The organism is Pseudoalteromonas sp. HM-SA03, assembly GCF_002289345.1.
Taxonomy (GTDB): Bacteria; Pseudomonadota; Gammaproteobacteria; order Enterobacterales; family Alteromonadaceae; genus Pseudoalteromonas.
Genome location: NZ_NSDG01000055.1, coordinates 1 through 24554 on the forward strand (window position 1 = coordinate 1; position 24554 = coordinate 24554).

The following is a 24554-nucleotide window of genomic DNA, read 5'->3' on the forward strand; positions in this document are numbered from 1 at the left end:
GCAGGAGGATTCGAACCTCCGACCGCCTGGTTCGTAGCCAGGTACTCTATCCAGCTGAGCTATGCGTCCGTACAAGACAACCATTAAAAATGGCGGAGAGGGAGGGATTCGAACCCTCGATAGGGCTACAAACCCTATACTCCCTTAGCAGGGGAGCGCCTTCGGCCACTCGGCCACCTCTCCGTCTTGTGGGGCGTATAATATAGGTTAGAAAAAATATGTCAAATACTTTTCTTGTAAAAAAGCACTGAATGGTGATAGATTGTGCAGTCTGCTTAGTTACTCGGCACTAACGCCAATTTTTACTCATTTTGTAGAGGGTTAGGATCGCTGTAGGTATTTCTTAACGCACGTTGTTGACGCAAAACTTCGTCCAAAAATGCTTCTTGATAACCAAGCTGCTGAAACTCGGCGATACAAGCCCGATAATATAAAATTCTCGCTTGCTCGTGCTCATCGACATTTTCAAACTCATTATTGCTCATCTTATCGGATTCCCTATTTGTTATTTTTAACGCAGCATTAGAACTTGAAAAAGACTAGTTAGGAAATTGGGATAATCTAGTTTCAAAAGAGAAACAACTTTTATTATGAATAGGTGTTGGCAATAACTACATAATAAAGCTAAGCATTTAAAAATACTGTGAGATTTATCTTACGCAAATAACAGAAAAGCGCCATAAGGCGCTTTTCTAGATGTACTTTCAGATTACGTGAAAATACTTACTGTTCAGCTTGTACTTCAGGACGCATGTGTGGGAACAAGATAACGTCTTTAATAGTCGGTGAATCTGTGAATAACATCACAAGGCGATCGATACCAATCCCCTCACCTGCTGTTGGTGGTAAACCATGCTCTAGCGCACGAATATAATCCGCATCGTAGTGCATTGCTTCATCGTCACCTGCATCTTTTTCTTCCACTTGGCGAGCAAAGCGCGCAGCTTGATCTTCAGCATCATTAAGCTCAGAGAAACCATTTGCAAGCTCACGGCCACCAACAAAGAACTCGAAGCGGTCAGTGATAAATGGGTTTTCATCGTTACGACGCGCAAGCGGTGACACTTCCCAAGGATATTCAGTGATGAACGTCGGTTGGATAAGTCTGTGCTCAGCGACTTCTTCGAAGATTTCACATAGGAACTTACCTGGGCCCCATACACAGTTTTCAGGGATCTTAACGTGAACTTTCTTAGCGTATGCTGTTAGTGCTTCAAAGTGGTTTTCTGGATCTTTGAAGATTTCAGCTTGTGCTTCAGCATCTGGACCATATTGTAAGATAGCATCAGCCATAGACAAACGCTGGAACGCACTACCAAAGTCATACTCAATCGTCTCTGTCACTTCGCCTTCAGCATTCTTCACAGTATTAACAACCGTAGTAGTGCCTAACACGTCTTGTGCCACGGTGCGTAACATGTCTTCAGTCAAGTTCATCAAATCATTGTAATCCGCGTATGCTTGATAGAACTCAATCATAGTGAATTCTGGATTATGACGCGTAGATAAACCTTCGTTACGGAAGTTACGGTTGATTTCGAACACACGATCAAAACCACCAACCACTAAACGCTTAAGATATAACTCAGGCGCGATACGTAGATACATATCAATATCTAGTGCATTGTGATGCGTTACAAAAGGACGTGCAGACGCACCGCCCGGAATAACCTGTAGCATCGGCGTTTCCACTTCCATAAAGTCACGTTCAGCTAAGAAACGGCGAATACCTTCAATCACTTTTGAACGAATACGGAATGTTTCGCGCGTGTCCATGTTAGTGATCAAATCAACATAACGCTGACGGTATTTTGCTTCTTGGTCAGTCAGACCGTGAAACTTTTCAGGTAGTGGACGTAGCGACTTAGTCAGTAGTTCATACTCAACCATGTCGACGTAAAGGTCACCCTTACCAGATTTATGAAGCGGACCTTTAACACCAACGATATCGCCGATATCTAATTGACCATACTTCTCTTTTAGGTCTTTTTGTACGTCTTTTGAAGCATAAGCCTGAATACGACCTTTCATGTCTTGCAACACTAAGAAAGGACCACGTTTCGCAAGCAAACGACCCGCAACAGAAACATGATGATCAAGTTCTACTAGCTCTTCCTTCGATTTATCACCAAACTTAGCCTGTAGATCTTGTGTGTAGTCTTCGCGGCGGAATGAGTTCGGGTGGCCATTCGCAGGGCAATTTTCCCGGATCGCATCTAGCTTGCCACGACGCTCAGCAATAAGTTTATTTTCGTCTTGATTGTGATCTGTCATTGTTTAGCTCTTAGTTTAGCTTGTGGATTAAAGGCCTGATTTCAGGCTTGCTTCGATAAATTTGTCTAAATCGCCGTCTAGCACGGCTTGGGTATTGCGATTTTCAATACCTGTACGCAAATCTTTAATACGTGAATCGTCTAGCACGTATGAACGGATTTGGCTGCCCCAACCGATGTCAGATTTTGCATCTTCTTGGGCTTGCTTTTCAGCGTTTTGCTTTTGCAGTTCAAGTTCAAACAATTTCGCCTTCAACTGCTTCATCGCTTGATCTTTGTTCTTGTGCTGCGAACGGTCATTCTGGCACTGCACTACCGTATTGGTCGGTAAATGGGTAATACGTACCGCAGATTCTGTACGGTTAACGTGCTGACCACCTGCGCCCGATGCACGATATACATCGATACGAAGATCTGCTGGATTAATATCGATTTCGATATTGTCGTCAATTTCTGGGTAAACGAATACAGAAGCAAACGAAGTATGACGACGGCCGCCTGAATCAAAAGGACTCTTACGTACTAAACGGTGTACGCCCGTTTCTGTACGAAGCCAACCGTAAGCATATTCGCCCGTGACTTTAACTGTCGCGCCCTTAATACCAGCAACGTCGCCATCTGTCGCTTCAACGATTTCGGCTTTAAAGCCTTTCGCCTCAGCCCAGCGCAAGTACATACGCAGCAACATGTTACACCAGTCTTGAGCTTCAGTACCGCCAGAGCCTGACTGTAAGTCGATGTAAGCATCGTTGGCATCTTGCTCGCCCGAGAACATACGACGAAACTCTAGTTTTTCCAGCTGCTCAACAAGACCGTTGACCTCTTGCTCTGCTTCAGTGAAGGTTTCTTCATCTTCGGCTTCTACGGCAAGCTCAACCAGACCTTCCGCATCATCGGCACCAGCCACAAGATTGTCGATGGTTTCAACAATCACTTCTAAATTCGATTTTTCTTTGCCCAGTGCTTGGGCTCTTTCCGGCTCATTCCATACAGCAGGATCTTCTAATTCGGCATTAACTTCTTCTAAACGCTCTTGCTTTAGAGCGTAGTCAAAGATACCCCCTAAGAAGCTCTGTACGTTCGCGAATTTCCTTGATTTGGTTAATCACAGGATTCACTTCAAACATTTACCTTTACTCCAGAACTAAATTTGTCGGTTTGTGAATTCACACAAACAGGTCTGACAACGGGTCAGACCATAGATTTAAGCGACCAATAGTATCAAATAATAACCGCGCTTAGCATCCCTTAAAGTGAGAATTTTGGGAGTTTTTTAACAAACTCAGTACGCACATCTCTATTAATTCGATTGCGCCTGAAGTTCACGCACAATGAGCTGCAAATTATATTTACCACGAAACTCATTAATATCTAATTGATAAGCAAATAAAGCATGGGTTGCCTGGAGGTTTGGCCAAGCCCGAACGTCAACGTTAAATGCTATCGCATCAACCAATCGACCTGAACGATGCTTAAGCACAAGTTTTAGATGTTTGTCGCCAACAATACGTTGCTGCACCAACTCAAATACATCCTGAAATACCGGTTCATTAAATTGCTGCCCCCACGGACCTGCCTGCTGTAGTTCAAAAGCAAAATCCATGGTAAAGCAATCGCCCGGCAGTTCACCGTCCGTCAACAGAATGCTTTGCTTTGCTTCTTCGCTCAGCGTCGCACTGACGTTTTGTTCAAATACCTGTTTAAACCGCGCAAATTCAGACTCAAAAATGGTCAATCCTGCTGCCATCGCATGACCACCGAATTTTAAAATTAACTCTGGGTGCTGGGTATTGATTGACTCTAAGAGGTCGCGCATGTGTAGACCTTCAATAGAACGACATGAGCCCTTTATCTCGCCGTTATCGCCTTGCGCAAAAATAATGCACGGACGGTGATACTTCTCTTTTAAGCGTCCCGCCAGAATACCTATTACACCTTGATGCCAATCATCTTGATACAAACACAAGGCATCTGGTACTTCTTGGCTTTTAAGTACTAAACGCTCCAATACCGCTTGCGCCTCATGCTGCATACTTTGCTCAATCTCGCGTCGTTCTATATTTAGACTATCGAGCTCGGACGCAATACGGCGGGCTTGATTAATGTCTTTCGATAACAAGCAAGCAATACCTAAACTCATATCGTCAAGACGCCCCGCGGCATTGAGTCTTGGCGCTAACGCAAAGCCAAAATCACTGGCATTTAATCTAGCATTATTACGGTTAGAAACCTCGATAAGCGCTTGGATCCCCGGTCGCGTTTGACCACTGCGGATCCGGGCGAGCCCTTGGTGTACCAAAGTGCGGTTATTCGCGTCCAGCGCCACAACGTCAGCCACGGTCCCTAGGGCAACAATATCTAGTAATGCCGCCAAATTTGGCATCGCGATATTTTGCTCCACAAAATAGTTTTGCGCCCGTAAGTAATGCCTCAGCGCTATCAGCAGATAAAAGGCAACCCCGACACCCGCGATAGACTTAGATGGGAAATCGCAGTCAAGACGATTTGGATTAACAATCGCATCGGCAATCGGCAACTCATCACCTTGTAAATGGTGGTCAGTAACAATCACCTTTATACCCGCTTGCTTCACGATTTCGACACCGCGAATACAGGAAATACCGTTATCTACGGTGATCACCAAATCAGGTTTTATGGCAACGATTTGCTCAGCCAATGCTGGGCTTAGGCCGTATCCTAAGCTAAATCTATCCGGCACGAGGTAATCCACACGCCGAAAACCAAACTGAGGTAGGCCCTCCATTAATACGGCGGTGCTCGTTGCGCCATCGGCATCAAAGTCACCAACAATCAACACTTGTTGTTGCAAAGAAAGTGCTTCAGCCAGAATTTGGCTTGCAAGCTCGATGTCTTTAAATAATTTAAAATCATGTAAGGTTGCGGCGCTATTATCGAGTTCAACAACCGATTTCACCCCTCTGGCAGCATAAAGCTGCTTGATCACGGGATGTAGTGAAGCCGGTAAATGGCTGTCATCAACCCGCTCTCTTGGCTTAATTTCTGTATGCATACTTTTTCACAAAACAAAAAAGGCCAACATGGCCTTTTACATTCTTTATCTTGCTATCTTATCGAGTTCTCAACACGAACTCCATCGCTAAGCGTGAGTCATTATGACTTAGGGCTATTTGCGTCTAGCATTTGTGCGATAGCTGCTGCAGGTTGATAACCTGGGATCATAGAACCATCTTCAAGAATGATCGCAGGCGTTCCTGAAATGCCAAAACTTTGCCCAAGTTGATAGTGCTCAGCTACTGGTGCTTGGCAGTTTTCAACTGGTTTCACATCACCACCAGCTTTCGCCTCGGTAAGGGCAGCTGCAGCGTCTTTTGCACACCATACGTTTTTCAAATCTTCATAACCAGAGCCACGTAAACCACCACGTGGGAAAGCTAGGTATTTCACGGTAATACCTGCCGCTAAATAATCTTCTAATTCACGGTGAAGTTTGCGGCAGTAGCCACAAGTAATGTCTGTGAATACCGTTATTTGATGTTTTTCATTTTCCGCTTTATAGACGATCATTGAGTCTTCATATTCTGCAATGCCTTTTTGGCGCACATCACTTAACGCGTCTTCGGTAATATTACGACGGTTATCAAGATCAATCATAGTTCCCTGAATCAAGTATTTACCATCAGCACTTGAATACAGCACCCCTTTATCTGTGATCACTGTTTTTAAGCCAGCGAGCGGACTATCTTTGATTTGCTTAACCGTTATACCTAGTCCGCTAAATTGCGTCGTAATTGGGTCTACTTGTGCCGTTGGTGCGACAGGACCCTCAACTTGTTCAGCGAAAGCGCCAAAGCTCAATGCCAGTGAAGCGGCAACAATTAATTTTTTCATTATGTTCTCTCTAAACCTGTTATTTGAGGGGAGCACTCGCCCCTTTGTGTTACCCACTAAGACCGGAATAACCATAAATAATTCCCAAGCAACACAAATTAAGCTCTTGGGTGATGCTGCTGATGCAACGTCTTTAAACGTTCACTAGCAACATGTGTATAAATTTGAGTCGTCGACAAGTCGCTATGGCCAAGCATCATCTGTACAACTCGCAAGTCAGCGCCATGATTCAATAAATGTGTTGCAAAAGCATGACGTAACGTATGTGGCGATAACGGCGACTTAACGTCTGCCAAAATAGCATAGTGTTTTATGCGATGCCAAAAAGTTTGTCGCGTCATACCTATGCCTCGTTTAGATGGAAAGACAAAATCAGTTGCATGCTTAATCATTAAGCCCCGCCCTTTTTTGAGAAATTGTTCAATCCAATGCAATGCTTCTTCACCCATAGGCACCAAGCGTTCTTTGCCTCCCTTACCACGCACAAGTACAACAGCTTGTCTCATGTTAACTTGTTCCATTCTTAGCCCGACTAACTCAGTCACGCGCAACCCCGTGGCATACAAGAGCTCAAGCATTGCCTTATCTCTCAACCCCATCGGATCGTCACAATCCGGGGCATTAAGCAAGGCCTCAACTTCTTGCTCTGACAGGATTTTTGGCAGCGACGGGGTTGTTTTGGGTTGCGCAATAGTATCCAGTGGAGATTGCGCAATCTGTTTTTCTCGCAACCAATATAAATAAAATCTCTTTAATGCACTGATAGCTCGCGCGTTACTCTTTGCTTTTAAGCCCTTATCTATTCTGTGTGCTAAATAAGCCTCGACGTCCTGACTTGTGATCTCCAGTAAAGAAGACACAGAGGTTTCTGCTTTTATAAATAAGAGAAACTTTTCAAGGTCGCTGCGATAGGCTGCAATGGTATTTTCACTGAGCCCTTGTTCCAAAAATAGCGCATCTAAAAAGGCTTCTATATATTGCAGATCGGACAGTGTATGGGAAGTTGCTTGGTGTTCGCTCACAGAGTACCTGTATTAATTATCAACGTCATGATGTAGACTTGCCAACTATAATACCAGCCAAATTGAAAGTGATAAATACAATGCAAATTGGGTTATTTTACGGCTCGACAACATGTTACACAGAAATGGCCGCAGAAAAGATTCAAGAAATCATCGGCAAAGACACAATTACCTTATTTAATATTAAGGACGAGCCGCTAAAACAAGCAGAGAAGTTTGACTTCCTCATTTTTGGTATTTCCACATGGGACTTCGGCGAACTTCAAGAAGACTGGGAGTCTCATTGGGACGATATCGACAGCGTTGATCTGAGCAATAAAGTGATAGCGCTATTCGGCATGGGTGACCAACAAGGTTATGGTGAATGGTTTCAAGATGCTCTCGGCATGCTACATGAAAAAATTGCTCCTCAAGGCGTCACCTTTTTAGGTTACTGGCCAAATTCAGATGACTATGAATTTGAAGCGTCAAAAGCACTTACCGAAGATAAAAGTCAGTTTGTTGGCCTGGCACTAGATGAAGACAGTCAATACGATAAAAGCGACGAGCGTATCGCAACTTGGATAGAGCAAATCATGACGGAATACGCCGAATTAGATGTTTAGCGCAGTAAGCGTTAGCACTAATCCAAAGTGTTAACACCCATCCCTAGTATCATCTGTAAAACTGGCTCAATGCGGCCTCAATTTGAGATAGCTTGTACGGCTTATGGATCACATTATCAAAAACTTCATTTTGAGCTTGAGTTAAGAAAATATCAGCGGTTATCGCCAAGATCGGTAACCTTGAATTTTCTTGTTTGATTAAATGTGCCGCCTCTGTACCACTCATACCCGGAAGGTTCACATCCATAAAAATGATGTCAAAGTGTTTTTCTTTTGCCACTTCAAAATAGGCTTCAGCAGATTCGAAAATATCATAACTACAATTTAGTTTGTCGAGTATCGCAGTGATCAGTAGCTGATTAAGCGGATTGTCTTCTATTACACCAATTTGATGATAGAAAATGGCGATATGCTCTGTTTTTGGCGGCGAAGCGACTTTTACTCCACTTTCGCTTTTGCACGGAATAATAAACACCACCTCAGTTCCTTCGCCCTCTTGACTGGAGACACTGATCCGCCCCCCCATAATATCAATAAGTGCTTTAGTTACACATAAGCTTAACCCAACCCCTAAGTTTCCTCTGCCCTCAAACATACTAAAACGGTCAAATAGATTACTTTGCTCAAGCGCTGAAAGGCCTTTACCACTGTCTTTTACAATAAACTGTATTTCATTACCAATGACATATGCTCTGAGCACCACCTCTTGCCCAGCCTCACTGCTCTGAATTGCAGTGTCGAGTAAAGTCTCTATAACGCGCGACACTTTATCCTTATCGAGCATCAAAGCCTCACCTTTATAGACACCAGCAATAGAGTGCGTAATCGTAATATCGTGTTGTTTTGCCTCAGTAGCAAAGCGAGCAACTGACTGCTTGAGTAGATCGGATAATGAACAAAGAGTGGGCTCAAACTGAACTTTTTCATCTTCAATAAGCTCAAGCTCTAAAACGGAATCAATGACAGTAAGCAGTTTACTCCCTCCTGTTTCTATATTTTGCAGGTAGCTTGTCGTAGATTCAGAAAACCCTTCAGCTTCAGCAGAGTTGAGTAACACATCATTAAAGCCAATGATGGCGTTAAGATGAGTGTGTAATTCATGGCTGATATCAGATAAAAAACTGTCTTTGGAATCATTGAGCAGCTTAAGTACGTTTACTTCTCTGCGCAGTTCAAGTTGCCGAATTACCTGACGACCCAAAGTGGCGAGTGTTTTCCTTTGCAAATCGGTGAGTTTTTTGGGCTTATCACTGATAGCACAAATAGTGCCTACCTTATAACCGCCGGAACTAATCAGCGGTGCACCGGAATAATGGCGGATTTTCGGGCCGCCAGTAACCAGTGGATTGTCAAAAAAGCGTTCATCTTCTAGGGCATCTTGCACCTCAAATACATCTTCTTGCAAAATAGCGTGAGAACAAAAGGAAATATCTCGATGAGTTTCATCCACATCCAGCCCTACTTTAGACTTAAACCATTGGCGATTTGTGTCTATCAAGCTAATAAGCGCGATAGGCGTTTCACAGATCTCTGACACCAGCTTCGTAATTTCATCAAGATTTGCTTCTGCAGCAGTATCCAAGACCTTATAATCTCGCAGCACCCTGAGACGATTCTCTTCGTTATTTGGGATCTCGGCCTTTTTCATGAACACCTACACAAGCGAATTAAACCAACTAAGTACACGTCTATCAGACTACACTTTTGATACGATCATTCGGACTATCTCTCAACTAAAGTGTAGAGGATAAATCATGATACGAGCAAAAAATACCCATCACATTTTTAGGTAAAACTCACGACATAAAGAAGCAAAATCGTTCGTATATTGGTTATCTACGTCGTATATCACCAACGATTGCTCACAGCTTAGTTGTGCTAGGTTTTGTTTTCCGATCAGTAGCAATCTGCGAGAGTAAGATTTACTCGGAGTGGTTTTAATCGCACAGCTTGAAACAAGAAACCAATTTCGCGCTTTGGCAAGCTGGCAAAAAAGCAGACTCTCTTGATAGGGTAAAATTACCGCAAGTTGCCCAGCATCCGTTGTGAACTTTTCGAAGGCATCAAGCAACGCATCAAAACTCAGGCTGTCCGTGTGTCTCGCTCTATTTCTCGCTTGATTTTCTCCTTTCAAACTCGCGTTGAAATAAGGTGGGTTTGATACCATGAGGTCAAAGCGCAGCTCGCTATCAAACTCTTGTATTGCACAGCGATGTAGCTCAATATCAGGCCACGGGCTGTGCTTGATATTAAATTCTGCATCCTTTAACGCATCATCATCAAGCTCAACCGCATGGACTCTACTCGTTGGACTTCGCTGTTTACACATCAATGCGATAAGCCCAGTTCCCGTTCCAACATCAACAATTCGGCTGGCTTCAGCGAGTGGAACCCATGCGCCAAGCAAAATACCATCCGTCGAAACCTTCATTGCCGCATGATGCTGGGTCACCGAAAACTTTTTAAATGCAAACTGAGACATCCTATACCTTTGAGAAAATGCAATAGCAACGTATAATTCCGCTATTGTCCTTTATTTGTGATGCAATATGCAATTTACTGAATTTGATTTAGACAGCAAGCTGATTAGTGCGATTAAAAAAATGGGTTTCGATACTCCCACCAGCATTCAACAGATGGCTATTCCTGAAGCGCTAATTGGCCGAGATATTCTCGCCAGCGCACCAACCGGTACGGGTAAAACCGCTGCATTCTTGATCCCTGCGATTCAGTATTTGCTTGATTTCCCTCGCAAAGAGCCAGGCTTTGCCCGCGTACTTATCATGACGCCAACACGTGAACTTGCCTATCAAATACACGAGCAATGTGAACTCCTTGCCGCAGGTGTCAACCTTAAAATAGGCGTGGTAACTGGCGGTATCAATTACGGCAGTCACAAAGAAATATTCGAAAAGAACAATGATATTCTCATCGCAACGCCTGGTCGTTTGATGGAATATCTTGAAACCGAGAACTTCCACGCAGAAAACGTTGAGCTACTGATCTTAGATGAAGCCGACCGCATGCTAGATATGGGCTTTCGAAAAGAAATGCTACGTATTTGCTCTGAAGCAGTTAACCGTCGTCAATGCTTTCTGTTCTCTGCAACCCTTGAGGGCGAAAGCGTTGAGAAGTTTGCTGAACGTATATTACAAGATCCAGCACTACTTGAAGCCACGCCATCACGTAAAGAAAAAGGTAAAATTCATCAGTGGGTTCATCTTGCAGATAACTACGAGCATAAAGTCAATTTGCTCGCACAACTGCTTGATGACGAAGAAGTAACCAAAGCGGTTATCTTCGTAAAAACGCGTGAACGCCTAGAAACACTTGTTGGCGAGCTATTTGCCAAAGGCATTAAAACCACTTGGCTACGTGGTGAAATGCCACAAGACAAACGCATGGCTGCAATGGCAAGTTTTCACAGTGGTAAGACGAATATCTTAGTGGCAACAGATGTTGCTGCCCGTGGTATCGACGTTGCGGATATCAGCCACGTATTTAACTTTGATATGCCACGCACCGCAGATATTTATGTACACCGCATCGGTCGTACAGGCCGCGCTGGTAAAAAAGGCACCGCGGTTTCTTTGGTTGAAGCCCACGATGTTGAAATTTTAGGGAAGGTTGAGCGTTACACCGACCAAAAACTTAAGCGCCGTGTAATTAAAGGCCTCGAACCTAAACATAAAGAAGCAAAAGCACCGAAGAAGAAAAAAGATCCGGTGAAAATCAAGGCGAAAAAGAAAGCCGCTAAGGTTAAAAAGAAAAAATAATCCAAAAAACCAGCGTCAATACGCTGGTTTTTTTATGTCAATCTGAATAAGTGCTAAGCTGATAGCCCTTAACTTGCTATGTTAGATTTGATTGGTAGAACTTAGTTAAATCTAACGGTCGTATATGCGCCAATAGCAGGCTGTGGTAACGCCGGATTAAGTATTTACTTCACTTTCTCAGCTTTGATGTTAATAGTGATGGGTGTGACTTATTTTTATCTAACTTGAATACGCCAATTAGCCGCAAGCTCCCTATCTTACAGTGCTGAAAGGACCTGTGTGGTACCAACATTACATCTTCTACAAATAATAGTGGGTGTCATCGATGATGCTAATAATAGTGGGTGTCATCGATGATGCTTCCTATTTGTATTACATTTCAACCACAGTTGCTTTTAAGCTACTGCCAATCCACTCAATTTTATTTAATGTTAACTTGTATTGCTTTTTCTCAAACTCATATACCCAAGAGCTACCAGGTTTAACCCCTTTCTTTTCGAGACTTTCTTTGCCAGGCAGAAATAGATAAATATCAGCGGTATAATCTGATGCTATTTGAGAAACGCCAATGGTTGCATTAGTTAAAGGATCTGTAAAAGACTGCCCCATTACAAAGTTTTCCGAATATGAGTAAAGCTCTTTCTGATTGCTAGAATCATGAGCGTTCTTAGTAGAGCCTGCAGCATTCAGAGGTCTCTCACTGAGTTTTTTTTCGAGAGCCTGTATTTTATTTACCAAAGCTGGATACGAAGTTGCTTCACTAGAAAGCCACTCTTTAAGTTGCTTATTTTCATTTGATAAATCAAGAATCTTTCCCTCTAAAACACTTACTTTCGCTTGCAGCTGACGATTCACCGACTTTTCATTATCAACTTGGGACTTATATAGGTTTATTTTATTTTCGTCGATTACAAAGTAAGACGCAGCCCAAGTAGCTGCTATTACAACTAGCGTGTAACTAATAATTGACTTCGTCGGATTTTCTTCAAACCAATTAGACATTTCGACTCTCAATTTTCACATAACATTTTAGTATTTATGCGACACGCAGTTTGTGTTGCATAATCGCTTGTTGGACTGAGCAGCTACCCGCTCGATGTGGCTGGGTTGGTGTTATTTATGCTATGGACTTACTTAGAAAAAGTAGGCTTTTTATAGACATTAGCCAAATCAGTTGGTTTGAACAGCTAATCTATTATTAATTAAGCTTTCCCTGCATTGCTCAGCGCTTATTATGTATTCATTACACCTAAATTTGCCTTAATAAGCAATTAAATTTTTACGCGTACAGAAGCCGCTAGCCTGAGCAATTAAGCAGGTTAACTACTTGATTTTACAAAGCAGCCATAATCAAACATACCCTCCTTGGCTGCTATCAAAGCGCATCCATGCGCTTCTCGTTCATTCTTTTTAAACGACGCGATCGAGCGAACCAAGAAAACGTCGCCCCAGCATCACACTCAATCCTCAAACCCTAAGCTGATATAGTGCAACCGCCTTGTAAGGCACATCCCTATGCCAGACAAGACTTGACCGACATCCTGTCGGCACATTGCATATCGGCTCATGCTTTTCGGGTGTGATGGAGGGAGATTATTTTTGACTGCGAGTTCTAGTTTTTCTCTCAAAGCAGCAAATTTGCCTGCAAGCACCAAACAAAACTATCAGCACCGTTTTCCTCCCTCATCACACCCGAAAGTAAAGTGACAATGAGTCATTTCAACGCATGGATGCGTGAAAAGCTGTGACAGGGCCAAGGATGGCCCTTACACGGCGGTGACGTTCATATTGGCAATTTGCTTGAGGAGTCAGTGTGATGTTGGGAGTGCCCTTTCTTTTGCATACTTTTCTTTGGGCATCAAAGAAAAGTATGTCGTAGCCCATGGATGGGCGTCGAAATCAGTCAGGAGGACGGGCTGACTTGATACAATCGCAAGGGTATCACCTCGGTTTAGTTTTTTAGGCTTGCGTAATTGCACCTTCTATCTTGCCTTAATGGAATATTCATTAGTAACTAGATATATCCCATTAAGACAACAGAATCAAACGCTTATTCGAACCTTTCAACGCGAAATGGAGCCAAGTCAACAGAGGTAGGTTTGCCTGTCATGAGTTCAGTAATAAGCGTGCCAGTAATGGCCGACATTAAAATCCCCGTCCTAAAGTGTCCACACGCATTAATATAGCCTTCCACTCCATCGACAGGGCCCAAAATTGGCAGCTCATCCGGTGTACCGGGTCTAAGCCCTGCCCAACAACGTTTAATACTCGACTCTTTAAGAATAGGTAGACACTTCATAGCACCTTGTGACAACTCGGTGATTTTATCCAAACTATTGGTGGTGTCGAAGCCTTTTTCCTCCGTTGAAGAGCCAATTAAAATCTCGCCGTTGTCTTTTTGTGCAATGTAGCAATCACTGGTACTGATACAACCATTTAATACTTTCGGCATACGCTCAGACAGCACAATTTGACCCTTAACCGGGTAAACTGGCATGTGTTTCCCTGTCGCTTGATGGTAAATGTCATCCGCCCAGGCACCAGCGGCATTAATTAAGGTCTCACAATGCAGGCTTTGATCTTGCGTCCTCACGCCTATCACTTTATTGCCTTCACGCAGTACGTCTAGCACTTCGGTATTCAAAAATAACTCAACACCATTTTGACGCGCCCCCTCAGTGTACGCATCAACTAACCGGTATGGGTTTACCTGATGGTCGCAAATAAAATCTATTGCACCAATTGCATCTGGGGTGATGTAAGGTTCCTCTTCACGTAATTGCTGTTGGTCTAACCACCTGATCTGCGAGGACAAATTGGGGATCCCAGACACTATGCTATCTGCATATATTTCATCATCGCGATTGTACATAATGAATTTAAGACCGGTACGTTCAAACTTAAAGTCGACATCGTGTCTGGCCAGCATTTCTTCATGCAGTGCTGGATATAACTCATTTGATTTGAGTGCAAGTTCAAAAAAGCATTCTGGTAATTGATGCGGCCGCAATGTTTCCGCAGCTTCGGTATCGCCTTCACTTTGGAGCTTAGACAAGGTTTTGAAGAAGATCACACCACAGCCAAGTCCAACCGACTCACCAATTGCCCATAATCCACCCGCAGATGCACGAGACGCGTTACCCGGCTTCTTTAAATCCACTAACGCGATTTTTAGGTTGGTATCGCGGCTTAAAAAATAGGCACAAGCCGCACCAATTACACCGCCACCTGCGATAATGACATCATACTGCTTCATGGTTTTTCTCCAGTAAAGTAAATGGAATTGGGTCAAGTGGAAATCTTGGCCTTATCACGCCCAGCGTACCTAAGTGCCCTGCCGCATGCAGTCGATCTAACGCATAGCTAGAACACATTTTTCCTTGGCAGTCTCCCATGCCAATACGGGTTCTCATTTTCACGCTAGATAAATCTTTTGCACCTTGTTGCAATGCTAAATCGAGTTGCTGGCGCTTTACTTGTTCGCAGCGACACACCACAGTATCTGCCTGGGTTAACGCAAGCAGCCCCTCTCGGAGCGCCGAGAAGCGGTCAAATCCTGCTCTAAACTTCTGTGTTTGCTTACGCTTAGTTTTGAGCTTGCGCATCCGCGTGTGGAAGGTCGATTCGCTTAAACAGGCTTGTTCATAGGCAAGCATGGTTGCGGCCATTTTCCCTTCAATGATAGCCGCTTCTGCACCTAGCAAACCATTGGTGTCACCACAGACAAAAATTGAATTTAAGCTACTGCGTAAATTGTCATCTAATAAAGGCACATAACCATTCGTGGTGGTGTACTGATGAGAAACCCCAAGTAGCATGGCAAGCTGGGTGCGGGCAACAAAACCATAGCCAACCCCTAGACTATCCACGGCTAAATGCTGTGCTTTTGACAAGTCCGCATGCCAATGCTCATCGTAAGGCGCTACGGTAACACTAGAGAGTTTTTCTTGGCCTTCTGCTTTCACAATGCCATAACCATACTTGAACGGAATATTATGCTTTTTGAGATACGCCAACATACTCAATCCCGAAAGCGTAAGCTTAGGTTTATTGAGCAGCGCCACGGTCTCTTTCGCCAGTTCACTAAAGCGACTCGCTTCATATACGCCAACCACTTGTGCACCGGATTTATGTAACTGGCAAGCAACCAGTGGCAATAATGGTCCAGTTCCGACTAACGCCACTTTTTTCCCTGGTCGAACTAACCCACTTTTAAGCTGAAGTTGCATCCCGCCCATTAACATCACACCAGGTAACTGCCACCCTTCAAATGGCACACTGCGCTCATGACAACCAGTTGCCAAAACCAACTTGGTGTAATCTATTTGTGTTAACTGATTTTCTGTTTGCAACAGCAAACCGCTCTCACCCTCGGGCCCAAGCACTTTGGTTTGTAGTTGTAGTGTTATATCTTGTTTATGATGTTCGTAGCGTACCTTTAGTGCAGCCATCGCACGTTTAAGATTTTCATCTAAATGAGGAAGCTTACTTGCTTGTCGAAGTGGCCCGCGATAGATCACCCCACCAATTTTTGGTGCTTCATCCACTAAAGTGCTAGTAATGCCATATTTAGCCAGCTCAGCTGCACAGCTAACGCCTGCAGGTCCTGCACCAACAATAACGATTTTTTCTTTTTGACAACTAGGCATCACACTATACTCCAACCTGCTTGAAACGATTTTGTTTGGTTTCAACCTGCATATTGGGTTGTACTAAGGTTTGGCAAGCCTTTTGTTTATGTTGTTTGTTTATTGTTACCTGACAACAATGACAAACGCCCATACCACAATAAGCACCGGATACGGCTTCTCGATCGCTTTCCATGATTTGCTTGTAGTTCGCCGCAAGCAATACAGACAACACGGTTTCACCATCGCATGCGTTAACCGCAATGTCGTCAATTTGAATTTGGAACTGTAACCCCTCAGGGTCTGTAATATCTTGGGTTCTGGATAATTCAGACATGAAAAAATGCTCCTTCAATAAAGTCGCACAAAGCCTACTATCCAAATATTAAAAATAAACATTTTATTTACTTTATTCACCTTAATTTGATCCAAATTAACTTTTAAGCACTCTTTCGCTAATTCTGTTCAATTCGGTGCAAATGCTGCACCCACCTCACTAAAGCAGTGCAATGTGAACGTACTTACAGACCAACAAAAATCACATCCTATTGATATTAAATAATTTTAATTTCTGGCACAGTTTTTCCTTATCCACTGACACCACAAAGAAAGGAGCGTAATTATGTACACTTTATATCAAACGATGTACTTACTTTGGCATTTGGATGTGAGTATCTGGCCTGTGCACGATACAGCAACAAACCCAGTAGATGTTAAGGAGAAAGCGCAATGACACTTGGCAAACTAGACACAGCAGTGCACGCAGTAATGAACGATATGCTCACCCCATCACAAGCCGCAAAAGCCTATCATGTGCCGCAGCGAGCACTTTACGAAGCACTGCGACGCTCCCAAGAGAAACAGCAAACTCGATGGCAGAAATTAATGCATGAAAAGGCAAGGCTTGAGCAAAGTCTGGCTCGGATAAATAAGGAACTGCATGAACAACTTGTCTAATAGCGCTATGCAGCTTCGCATTATTCAGGCGCCTAGCTTGAAATACAATCGCTTAGATTGTCAGCTTTGGGTAAAACAGCTCAGCGCGCTGACGCAAGCCTGTATTAACCTTGGCGCCTCTATCGGCTTTTTGCCCTCTTCCTCTAGCAGAGCAATACAAAACTACTGGTGGCAGGTATTCGATGCTGTGATCAAGTCGCAAAAGACGCTTATTGTCGCTGAACTTAATGGCGTAATGGCAGGTTGTGTGCAACTCTCTCCAGCAACAAAAGATAATGCTCAGCACCGGGCAGAAGTTGAAAAGCTATTAGTGCATCCAAACAGCCGACGAAAAGGTGTGGCAACAAAGCTGATGCAAGCCATAGAGCAAGAATCTACACGGCAGCAGATATCGTTACTCGTCCTTGACACACAATCGGATTCGGACGCAGAAATCCTATATCAGAGTTTGGGCTTCAAAGTTGCTGGGCAAATCCCTCATTTTGTCAGTGATGAGCGCGGTGACTTCCATGCCACCACATACTATTACAAACTGCTTGCACCGACCTTGCGCAATCGTATTGAGAACGTAGCTCTAGTGCATTGTGCCAATGAATATTAGCAAACCAGTCTAATCAAGCGACTCGCTACGACTTTCGTTCAGGCGATAAAAAAACAGCTTACCGATGTGCTGTGGTGTAGTTACAGCCTCTAAGATTGGCGCAGCGCCTTGCGGTATGCTCATCACATTGGGATTATTGATAGTAAGTCCATCGCGCAGTTTAGTATCTATTGCCCCGGGGCACAGTACCGCTATTTTGTAGCCGTCCTTGTGAAGACCTTTAGATAAGGTCACCACGCCCGCTTTCGCCGCACAATAAGACGTCCAATCTTTGTAACTGTTAAATGCCGCCGTCGACGCCACATTGATCAAATGCACCGCTTTGTTTGCTTTAATTGCAGCACGAGAAATTAAATAAGTGCCGATTAGGTTTACTTCGATGTCACGGATCCAAAGACTTGGGTCAGAGTCTGCCACTAAACTTGAGTAAAGCGTTCCTGCCGCATTGATTACACAGTCATAAGATTTGTCGTCAAAAAAACGCTCAACTTCAGCTGGTTTAGAAACATCAAGCTGCGCGCGCGATGGCGCTTCCACTTCATATCCTAAGCGCTTCAGTTCATCGCTTAAATAAGCGGCAAGACCACCCTGTCCACCCGTTATCAACACTTTCATTTCTGTGGCTCTGGGATTGGATGATTGTCGCTTTGCTCAATCAGCTTTTTATACTGATCGTAGATTTTTTGCTTTAAGTTACTAGAGCTAACGCCAGCACCATAAGGAAAGTAAAATACCTGAACCCCAAGCTCTTTCAGATAATCATATTTTCCCTTCCAATCATCGCCAATCACGAACACATCAATATTTAGATTTTTCACCGTTTCACGATGATCTAAAGTACGTTGTGGAATAGCAAGATCTGGGTCTCTTAACCCTTCGATAATCGCCAAACGCTCTTCAAATGGCACTGCCGGTGGCTTTTTATAAGAACAAACAAGTTCATCGGTACTTACACCAACGATCAACGTGTCTCCTAAACCTCGGCCATAACTAATCATTTTTAAATGATTACTGTGAAATAAATCAAATGTTCCTGAGACATAAACAATTTTATTTTTCATAAATTGCTATTTCCCTCCAGCTAAATCAATAAAAGTTCCTGTAACAAAGCTTGCTTCGTCACTTAAAAGCCAAGCGATGGCATTGGCAACCTCAATTGCAGTTCCACCTCGCTTCAGCGGTAAAAAATCGGCTAGGCGATCAACTCGATTTGGTTCGCCACCGTCGCTGTGGATATCGGTATAAATGCAGCCCGGTCTCACGCAGTTCACACGGATCTGCTCAGCGGCCAATTCCAGAGATAAGCCTCTAGTGAAGCTGTCTATTGCACCTTTTGCAGCCGCGTAGTCAACATATTCATTAGCCCCACCTAAATAAGAAGCTGCCGACGAGACATTCACCATTGCACACTGTGCTGGATTGGCACTCAAACGCATGTGTTTAATTGCTTCGCGAGCACAAATAAAATACGGCGTAACATTATTAGTAAGCATATTGTTGATACGCGCTGCAGTCATGTGTTCAACTCGAGTCTGCGTGTTCAGCACCCCCGCGTTGTTGACCAAATGCGTAACTATGCCAATATCGGTCTTTATCTTTTCAAACATTGCCTCTACAGATTTTTCATCTGTGACATCTGCTTGTAACAAATGCGCTTTACCATTATTACTCAGGATGGTATCAGCAACCGTTTCTGCGGCTTGCACGTTCTGCTTGTAATTTATAACAACGGTAAATCCTTGTTGTCCCAGCAGTTGAGCCGTTGCCGCACCAATCCCACGGCTCGCACCGGTGATAAGTACCACTTTTTGCATCTATTATTCCTTAAACTGGGTCAACAGTTACTGATAGTTCAGCACCTCTACACCCATGTCTTCTTTGACGTGTTCTATCACCATATAAGTATGATTTGTGCCAACTCCAGGTATTTCAACGATTTGACCTAATACCTCTCGATATTGACGCATATCTTGGACTCGGATCTTAACTAAATAATCAAAGCCACCTGCTACCATATCACAAGAAACGACGTTGGGGATTTTTACAATGTGCTGTTTAAACACCTCAAATACCACTTCAGTCGAGCTTTTCAAGGTGATCTCCACATGCGCAACCAAATGCTGACCAAGTTTCGCGGCATTTAATCTTGCCGTATATCCTTCGATATACCCCTCGGACTCGAGTTTTTTTACTCGATCGAGACAAGGACTCGGACTCAAGTTTACCTCTTTCGCCAAGTTTACATTAGAGATCCGACCATTGCGCTGAAGCGCGTCTAAGATTGCTAAATCGATGCGATCTAATACCCGAGTTTTAATGGAAGTCGTCATATCAGCATAAAATTTTGTGAGGGTTTGAGATTACCCGCAAATTTACCGTATTCCTTGAAAATAAAACAGCATATTCTGCTGTCTTTTCGATAGAATGCCCGCGAAATTAACGATAAAGGGCAAAGCAGCTTATTTCAGTCTTTAACGCGGCTTTGTTCGAACATTTAGATTATGCATTCTGGCTAAAATTTGAACCCCCAAATGGGTGTGTTATGGTTAGCAATGTGACTGCATCATTTTGTCGTAATTGAGGCTTCCTATACAAATTAAACTACACTTTCAACCTTTGATTGCCTAGTTTGGCATCAGTTCAGATGTAGTTTTGTAATCTGCACATTAAGGTGTGTGATTCCATAGGCAGGCGCGAATTACATGTATTTTTGACTCCAATTTTTGAGGGTTGCTTATGCTTTATAACGGCGATTTGACAACTAACTGTCCTATCCGACAAAAGATCCGTGATTTTTACCGCATCGATGAGAACGCAGTAATTGATCATATTTTACCTTTAGCTGAGGTAGGCGTTACAGCTCGAAGCCGAGCATGGGAACGTGCACGTCAAATGGTATTGAACATTCGTAGAGATCAAGATGGTCAAAACGGTGTCGACGCGCTTTTAAATGAATTCTCTCTTTCTACCGAAGAAGGCGTGGTATTGATGTGTTTGGCCGAAGCTTTACTTCGTGTACCAGACAAAGCAACACAAGAAAGCCTGATCCGCGACAAACTCGCACAAGGCGACTGGAGTTCACACTTAGGCAGCAGCGACTCGTTATTTGTTAACGCTTCAAGCTGGGGTCTACTCGTTACCGGTAAAATGGTTAATTACTCAGACAAGAATAAAGAAGAACAATTTGGCGTGCTAAAACGCACAATTGGTCGTCTTGGTGAGCCAGTTATCCGTAAATCCGTTAACTATGCAATGAAGATCATGGGTAAGCAGTTTGTAATGGGTGAAACCATTCAAGATGCTATCGATCGTGCCGCTGATAAAGAACAAAAAGGTTATGTATATTCGTACGACATGCTAGGTGAAGGCGCACGTACGATGAAAGATGCAGAGCGTTACTTCCAAAGCTATATGAACGCCATTCACGCAATTGGTAAGGCAGCGAAAGGCCGTGGCCCAATTAAGAGCCCTGGTATCTCAGTGAAGCTTTCTGCTATTCACCCGCGCTACGAATTCACACATCGCGACCGCGTGATGGACGAGCTTGTACCTAAGCTAAAAGAACTTGCAATTGCTGCGAAAGAATACGATATCGGTTTCACGGTTGATGCGGAAGAAGCGGATCGTTTAGATATCTCACTAGATGTCATCGAGGCTGTATTCTCAGACGACGCACTTGGCGACTGGAATGGTTTTGGTCTTGCAGTGCAAGCATATCAAAAACGTGCCATTTTCGTTGTGGAATGGGTGGCTGAACTTGCTCGCCGCGTAGGCCGTAAACTGATGGTGCGTCTAGTTAAAGGTGCTTACTGGGATACAGAAATCAAAACCACTCAACAAGATGGTCTTGAGCACTTCCCTGTGTTCACCCGTAAAGCAACGACTGACGTTTCTTATAAAGCGTGTGCTATTAAGCTACTAGAAGCACGTGATGCACTTTTCCCACAGTTTGCAACGCATAATGCTTACACCGCAGCAACTATTCTAGAAGTTGCCAAAGGCGACAACAAAGGGTTCGAATTCCAACGTTTACACGGAATGGGTGAATCACTTTACGACCAAATCGTTGAAAACGAGGGTATTCAGTGTCGTGTGTATGCGCCAGTTGGTCAGCACGAAGACCTACTTGCTTATCTGGTACGCCGTCTACTTGAAAATGGTGCAAACTCATCATTCGTAAACGCGATTGTTGATACCACTAAGCCTGTTGAGTCACTACTTCCTGACCCTGTAGAAACACTGCAAGGCCTACGTAACCGTTACAATACGCAGATTAAACTACCTATCGAGCTTTATGGCGATGAGCGTCCAAACTCAAAAGGTAAAGACCTAACAGACATCAACGATTTAACACCGTTTAAAGAAAACCTAGACAACTGGTTTAACGAACACCTAATCGATGAAAGCCAAGTACCAGAAGGTCACCTTGCTGTTCGTAACCCTGCGAACCACAAACAAGTGATTGGATCTGTGCCTTTACACGATGAAGCACACATGCAAAGCGTGCTTGCCAATGCTGATGCGGCTTTTGAAAGTTGGTCTCAAACCTCTGTTGAAGAACGTGCAAACTTACTACGCCGTACTGCTGACATCCTTGAGCGTCACCATGACGAACTTGTTGCTATCTGTATTAAAGAAGCAGGTAAAGTAACCCAAGACAGCATCGATGAAGTACGTGAAGCCGTTGACTTCTGTCGCTACTATGCAGCGCGTGCAGAAGAGCTTTCTAAAGATGAGCGTTTTGAAGCTCGTGGCGTGATTTTATGTATCAGCCCGTGGAACTTCCCGCTTGCGATCTTCTTAGGTCAGGTAGCTGCTGCTATCGTGACGGGTAATACCGTTATTGCAAAGCCAGCTGAACAAACCAGTATGATTGCACTGCGTTGTATCGAACTAATGCACACCGTTGGCTTACCTGAGCACGTAGTACAACCGGTTATCGCACGTGGTAGCGAAGTGGGTAAACACATCGTGCCTGACGAGCGTATCCAAGCGGTTATGTTCACAGGTTCAACAGAGACAGGTACGCTTATCTCACAAATTCTTGCTGAGCGTAACGATATTCAGGTTCCTCTGATCGCAGAAACCGGTGGTCAAAACTGTATGATCGTTGACTCAACAGCATTACCAGAGCAAGTGGTTGACGATGTTATTTCTTCAGGTTTCCAAAGTGCCGGTCAACGCTGTTCAGCACTTCGTGTGTTGTTCTTACAAGAAGATGTTGCTGACGGTATCATTGAAATGATCCAAGGTGCGCTTAAAGAGCTACATATCGGCGACCCATCGCTACTATCTACAGACGTAGGCCCAGTAATCGACGAAAAAGCGCTGACCACTTTGACTAAGCACGTTGATTACATGAAGTCGAACGGTAAGCTACTATTCGAAGCTAAGATCCCTGATAACAGCGAGAACGGTGCTTACTTCTTCGCGCCTCGTCTATATGAAATTTCTGATTTATCAGTACTTAAGCGTGAAGTATTCGGTCCGGTAGTCCACGTTGTACGCTTCAAAGCAGATCAACTTGATAATGTGATCGACCAAATCAATGGTACGGGCTACGGTCTAACGATGGGCGTTCATTCACGCATTGAAGAGCGCTGCGAATACCTAGCTAAGATGTCTCGCGCGGGTAACGTATACGTGAACCGTAACATGATTGGTGCAATCGTTGGTGTGCAACCATTTGGTGGGCGTGGTCTTTCTGGTACAGGTCCAAAAGCAGGTGGTCCAAACTACTTAGTTCGCCTTGTGAAAGAAAAAGCGTCACCAGACAACGTACAAATGACAGATCTGACGCCTGATGAGCTAGAGATCCACCACTTCCCAGGTGCCGTTGAGCAAGTTGAAAAACTGATGCAAAACTCTAAGCGTGATGAGAAGATCTGGCGTCGTACTGCGCTTAATGACCGTGTTTCGGCAGTGCGTCAGCTACTTGCTAAAGTGGCAACAGTAGACATCATTGATGAGCTGGCGGATGATTTGTCATTAACGCTTTCTGATGCGCGTGCTCAGCTAAACCGCTTAGAAAAGCGTATGCGTACTTACACAACGCTACCAGGACCTACTGGTGAATCGAACACGCTGCACTTAGAAGCGCGTGGTTGTGTAGTGGTATATGCCGATAAGAGTACGTCGTTCAACTTTTGGGCGATTTCAATTATCACAGCACTTGCTGCCGGTAACACAGTGATCACAGTAGCCTCTGACTTGTTCTATGAAGAAGCATTGGCATTTAGAGATAAGTTCATCTCAACTGGCGTTGCTGAAGGCGTATTCCAAGTAGCGAAGCAAAACCAGCTACAAGCGATTTTGGCACACCCTCACCTTGCAGGTGCTGTTGTGGCTGCGCGCTCTTCACGCCTTGGTTACTTCTCACAGCAACTTGCAGAACGTAAAGGTGCTATCCTGCCGGTGATCAGTGCAGAGTACTACGATACGCTTATCAATCGTCTAGTGACTGAGAAAACCATCAGTATCGATACCACAGCTTCTGGTGGTAACACTTCACTGATGACGCTTGTTGAAGACGAAGAGTAAGAGAATATAAATCGCTATGCTAGACATAGCGGTTTTATCGAACAAAGCCAGCGTAAGCTGGAGCCAGCGTAAGCTGGCTTTTTTATAGTAAAAATCAAGGCTAACTACCATACACAATAGCAACTTTAAAAATTGATCAACTCAGAGGAAACAGCCACAATACAAAAAAGATGATTTAATCACAGTGAAAAGACCACTAATATTGTTGCTCTGCATAATAATGTTAGAATTTCAAAGTATAAAATAACCACAATAATACCAATTTCATGCATATTGGCTATT

Annotated in this window: 21 protein-coding genes and 1 tRNA gene; 5 read left to right on the forward strand and 17 right to left on the reverse strand. The window is 43.8% G+C overall.

Translation table 11 applies throughout. The features are described from left to right. Nucleotides 1-90: 90 nt before the first annotated feature. The 7 genes from CKO50_RS11510 to xerD form a co-directional block, all read right to left on the reverse strand. A tRNA-Ser gene (locus tag CKO50_RS11510) sits at nucleotides 91-183 on the reverse strand. Nucleotides 184-302: 119 nt separating this feature from the next. After that, the gene (locus tag CKO50_RS11515) at nucleotides 303-485 is read right to left on the reverse strand and encodes a hypothetical protein (protein WP_010375970.1); all 183 of its coding nucleotides are present in this window, start codon (nucleotides 483-485) and stop codon (nucleotides 303-305) included. A 238-nt stretch (nucleotides 486-723) separates the two neighbouring features. Continuing rightward, on the reverse strand, nucleotides 724-2274 hold the full coding sequence (lysS, locus tag CKO50_RS11520; RefSeq protein ID WP_095728263.1) for a lysine--tRNA ligase: 1551 nt from the start codon (nucleotides 2272-2274) through the stop codon (nucleotides 724-726). Nucleotides 2275-2301: 27 nt separating this feature from the next. Beyond that, a protein-coding gene (gene prfB / locus CKO50_RS11525) for a peptide chain release factor 2 (RefSeq protein WP_100053028.1) occupies nucleotides 2302-3400 on the reverse strand; the annotation gives its coding sequence in 2 pieces (ribosomal slippage) (nucleotides 2302-3324 and nucleotides 3326-3400; 1098 coding nt in all). 173 nt (nucleotides 3401-3573) lie between these two features. Further along, nucleotides 3574-5304, reverse strand: coding sequence for a single-stranded-DNA-specific exonuclease RecJ (gene recJ, locus CKO50_RS11530; protein WP_095728264.1), 1731 nt, complete (start codon nucleotides 5302-5304; stop codon nucleotides 3574-3576). A gap of 101 nt (nucleotides 5305-5405) precedes the next feature. Beyond that, nucleotides 5406-6143: a bifunctional protein-disulfide isomerase/oxidoreductase DsbC gene (gene dsbC, locus CKO50_RS11535; RefSeq protein WP_095728265.1), complete on the reverse strand. Its 738-nt coding sequence runs from the start codon at nucleotides 6141-6143 to the stop codon at nucleotides 5406-5408. Between the two features lie 98 nt (nucleotides 6144-6241). Beyond that, entirely contained in the window at nucleotides 6242-7165 is a 924-nt protein-coding gene (gene xerD / locus CKO50_RS11540) for a site-specific tyrosine recombinase XerD (RefSeq protein WP_095728266.1), read from the reverse strand. 80 nt (nucleotides 7166-7245) lie between these two features. Here xerD and fldB point away from each other — a divergent pair, with 80 nt between their 5' ends. Then, nucleotides 7246-7770 carry a flavodoxin FldB gene (gene fldB / locus CKO50_RS11545; protein WP_095728267.1) on the forward strand — a complete coding sequence of 175 codons (525 nt, stop codon included), beginning with the start codon at nucleotides 7246-7248 and terminating at the stop codon, nucleotides 7768-7770. A 49-nt stretch (nucleotides 7771-7819) separates the two neighbouring features. On the opposite strand, the gene CKO50_RS11550 is transcribed toward fldB, so the two are convergent. Beyond that, a complete protein-coding gene (locus tag CKO50_RS11550; protein WP_095728268.1) occupies nucleotides 7820-9418 on the reverse strand; it encodes a response regulator in 1599 nt (532 codons plus the stop codon). Nucleotides 9419-9547: 129 nt separating this feature from the next. After that, nucleotides 9548-10252 (reverse strand): tRNA1(Val) (adenine(37)-N6)-methyltransferase, encoded by a 705-nt coding sequence (locus CKO50_RS11555; protein WP_095728269.1) that lies wholly within the window; start codon nucleotides 10250-10252, stop codon nucleotides 9548-9550. A 67-nt stretch (nucleotides 10253-10319) separates the two neighbouring features. On the opposite strand from CKO50_RS11555, the gene srmB reads away from it, so the two are divergent. Continuing rightward, nucleotides 10320-11546, forward strand: a complete 1227-nt coding sequence (gene srmB, locus CKO50_RS11560; RefSeq protein ID WP_010606189.1) for an ATP-dependent RNA helicase SrmB — start codon at nucleotides 10320-10322, stop codon at nucleotides 11544-11546. Between the two features lie 372 nt (nucleotides 11547-11918). On the opposite strand, the gene CKO50_RS11565 is transcribed toward srmB, so the two are convergent. The 4 genes from CKO50_RS11565 to CKO50_RS11580 form a co-directional block, all read right to left on the reverse strand. Then, nucleotides 11919-12548, reverse strand: a complete 630-nt coding sequence (locus CKO50_RS11565) for a hypothetical protein (protein ID WP_095728270.1) — start codon at nucleotides 12546-12548, stop codon at nucleotides 11919-11921. Between the two features lie 1048 nt (nucleotides 12549-13596). Next, nucleotides 13597-14802: an FAD-binding oxidoreductase gene (locus CKO50_RS11570; RefSeq protein ID WP_095728271.1), complete on the reverse strand. Its 1206-nt coding sequence runs from the start codon at nucleotides 14800-14802 to the stop codon at nucleotides 13597-13599. Further along, nucleotides 14789-16195 carry an NAD(P)/FAD-dependent oxidoreductase gene (locus tag CKO50_RS11575; protein ID WP_095728301.1) on the reverse strand — a complete coding sequence of 469 codons (1407 nt, stop codon included), beginning with the start codon at nucleotides 16193-16195 and terminating at the stop codon, nucleotides 14789-14791. The genes CKO50_RS11570 and CKO50_RS11575 overlap by 14 nt, the downstream gene beginning before the upstream one ends. 4 nt (nucleotides 16196-16199) lie before the next feature. Further along, nucleotides 16200-16511, reverse strand: a complete 312-nt coding sequence (locus CKO50_RS11580; RefSeq protein WP_010371949.1) for a 2Fe-2S iron-sulfur cluster-binding protein — start codon at nucleotides 16509-16511, stop codon at nucleotides 16200-16202. 392 nt (nucleotides 16512-16903) lie between these two features. Between CKO50_RS11580 and CKO50_RS11585 the strand changes: the two genes are divergently transcribed. Next, complete coding sequence (locus CKO50_RS11585; protein WP_095728272.1) at nucleotides 16904-17131, forward strand: helix-turn-helix domain-containing protein; 228 nt, start codon at nucleotides 16904-16906, stop codon at nucleotides 17129-17131. Continuing rightward, nucleotides 17115-17732, forward strand: a complete 618-nt coding sequence (locus CKO50_RS11590; protein WP_095728273.1) for a GNAT family N-acetyltransferase — start codon at nucleotides 17115-17117, stop codon at nucleotides 17730-17732. The genes CKO50_RS11585 and CKO50_RS11590 overlap by 17 nt, the downstream gene beginning before the upstream one ends. A 9-nt stretch (nucleotides 17733-17741) precedes the next feature. On the opposite strand, the gene CKO50_RS11595 is transcribed toward CKO50_RS11590, so the two are convergent. From CKO50_RS11595 to CKO50_RS11610, 4 genes are read right to left on the reverse strand one after another with little or no spacing between them, the layout of a single operon-like run. Beyond that, nucleotides 17742-18347: an SDR family oxidoreductase gene (locus CKO50_RS11595; RefSeq protein ID WP_095728274.1), complete on the reverse strand. Its 606-nt coding sequence runs from the start codon at nucleotides 18345-18347 to the stop codon at nucleotides 17742-17744. Further along, on the reverse strand, nucleotides 18344-18793 hold the full coding sequence (locus CKO50_RS11600) for an adenylyltransferase/cytidyltransferase family protein (protein WP_010371961.1): 450 nt from the start codon (nucleotides 18791-18793) through the stop codon (nucleotides 18344-18346). The genes CKO50_RS11595 and CKO50_RS11600 overlap by 4 nt, the downstream gene beginning before the upstream one ends. Before the next feature lie 6 nt (nucleotides 18794-18799). Then, nucleotides 18800-19546, reverse strand: coding sequence for an SDR family oxidoreductase (locus CKO50_RS11605; RefSeq protein ID WP_095728275.1), 747 nt, complete (start codon nucleotides 19544-19546; stop codon nucleotides 18800-18802). Nucleotides 19547-19573: 27 nt separating this feature from the next. Next, a complete protein-coding gene (locus tag CKO50_RS11610) occupies nucleotides 19574-20062 on the reverse strand; it encodes a winged helix-turn-helix transcriptional regulator (protein ID WP_095728276.1) in 489 nt (162 codons plus the stop codon). A 406-nt stretch (nucleotides 20063-20468) separates the two neighbouring features. On the opposite strand from CKO50_RS11610, the gene putA reads away from it, so the two are divergent. Next, nucleotides 20469-24272, forward strand: coding sequence for a bifunctional proline dehydrogenase/L-glutamate gamma-semialdehyde dehydrogenase PutA (putA, locus tag CKO50_RS11615; protein WP_095728277.1), 3804 nt, complete (start codon nucleotides 20469-20471; stop codon nucleotides 24270-24272). Nucleotides 24273-24554: the final 282 nt, after the last annotated feature.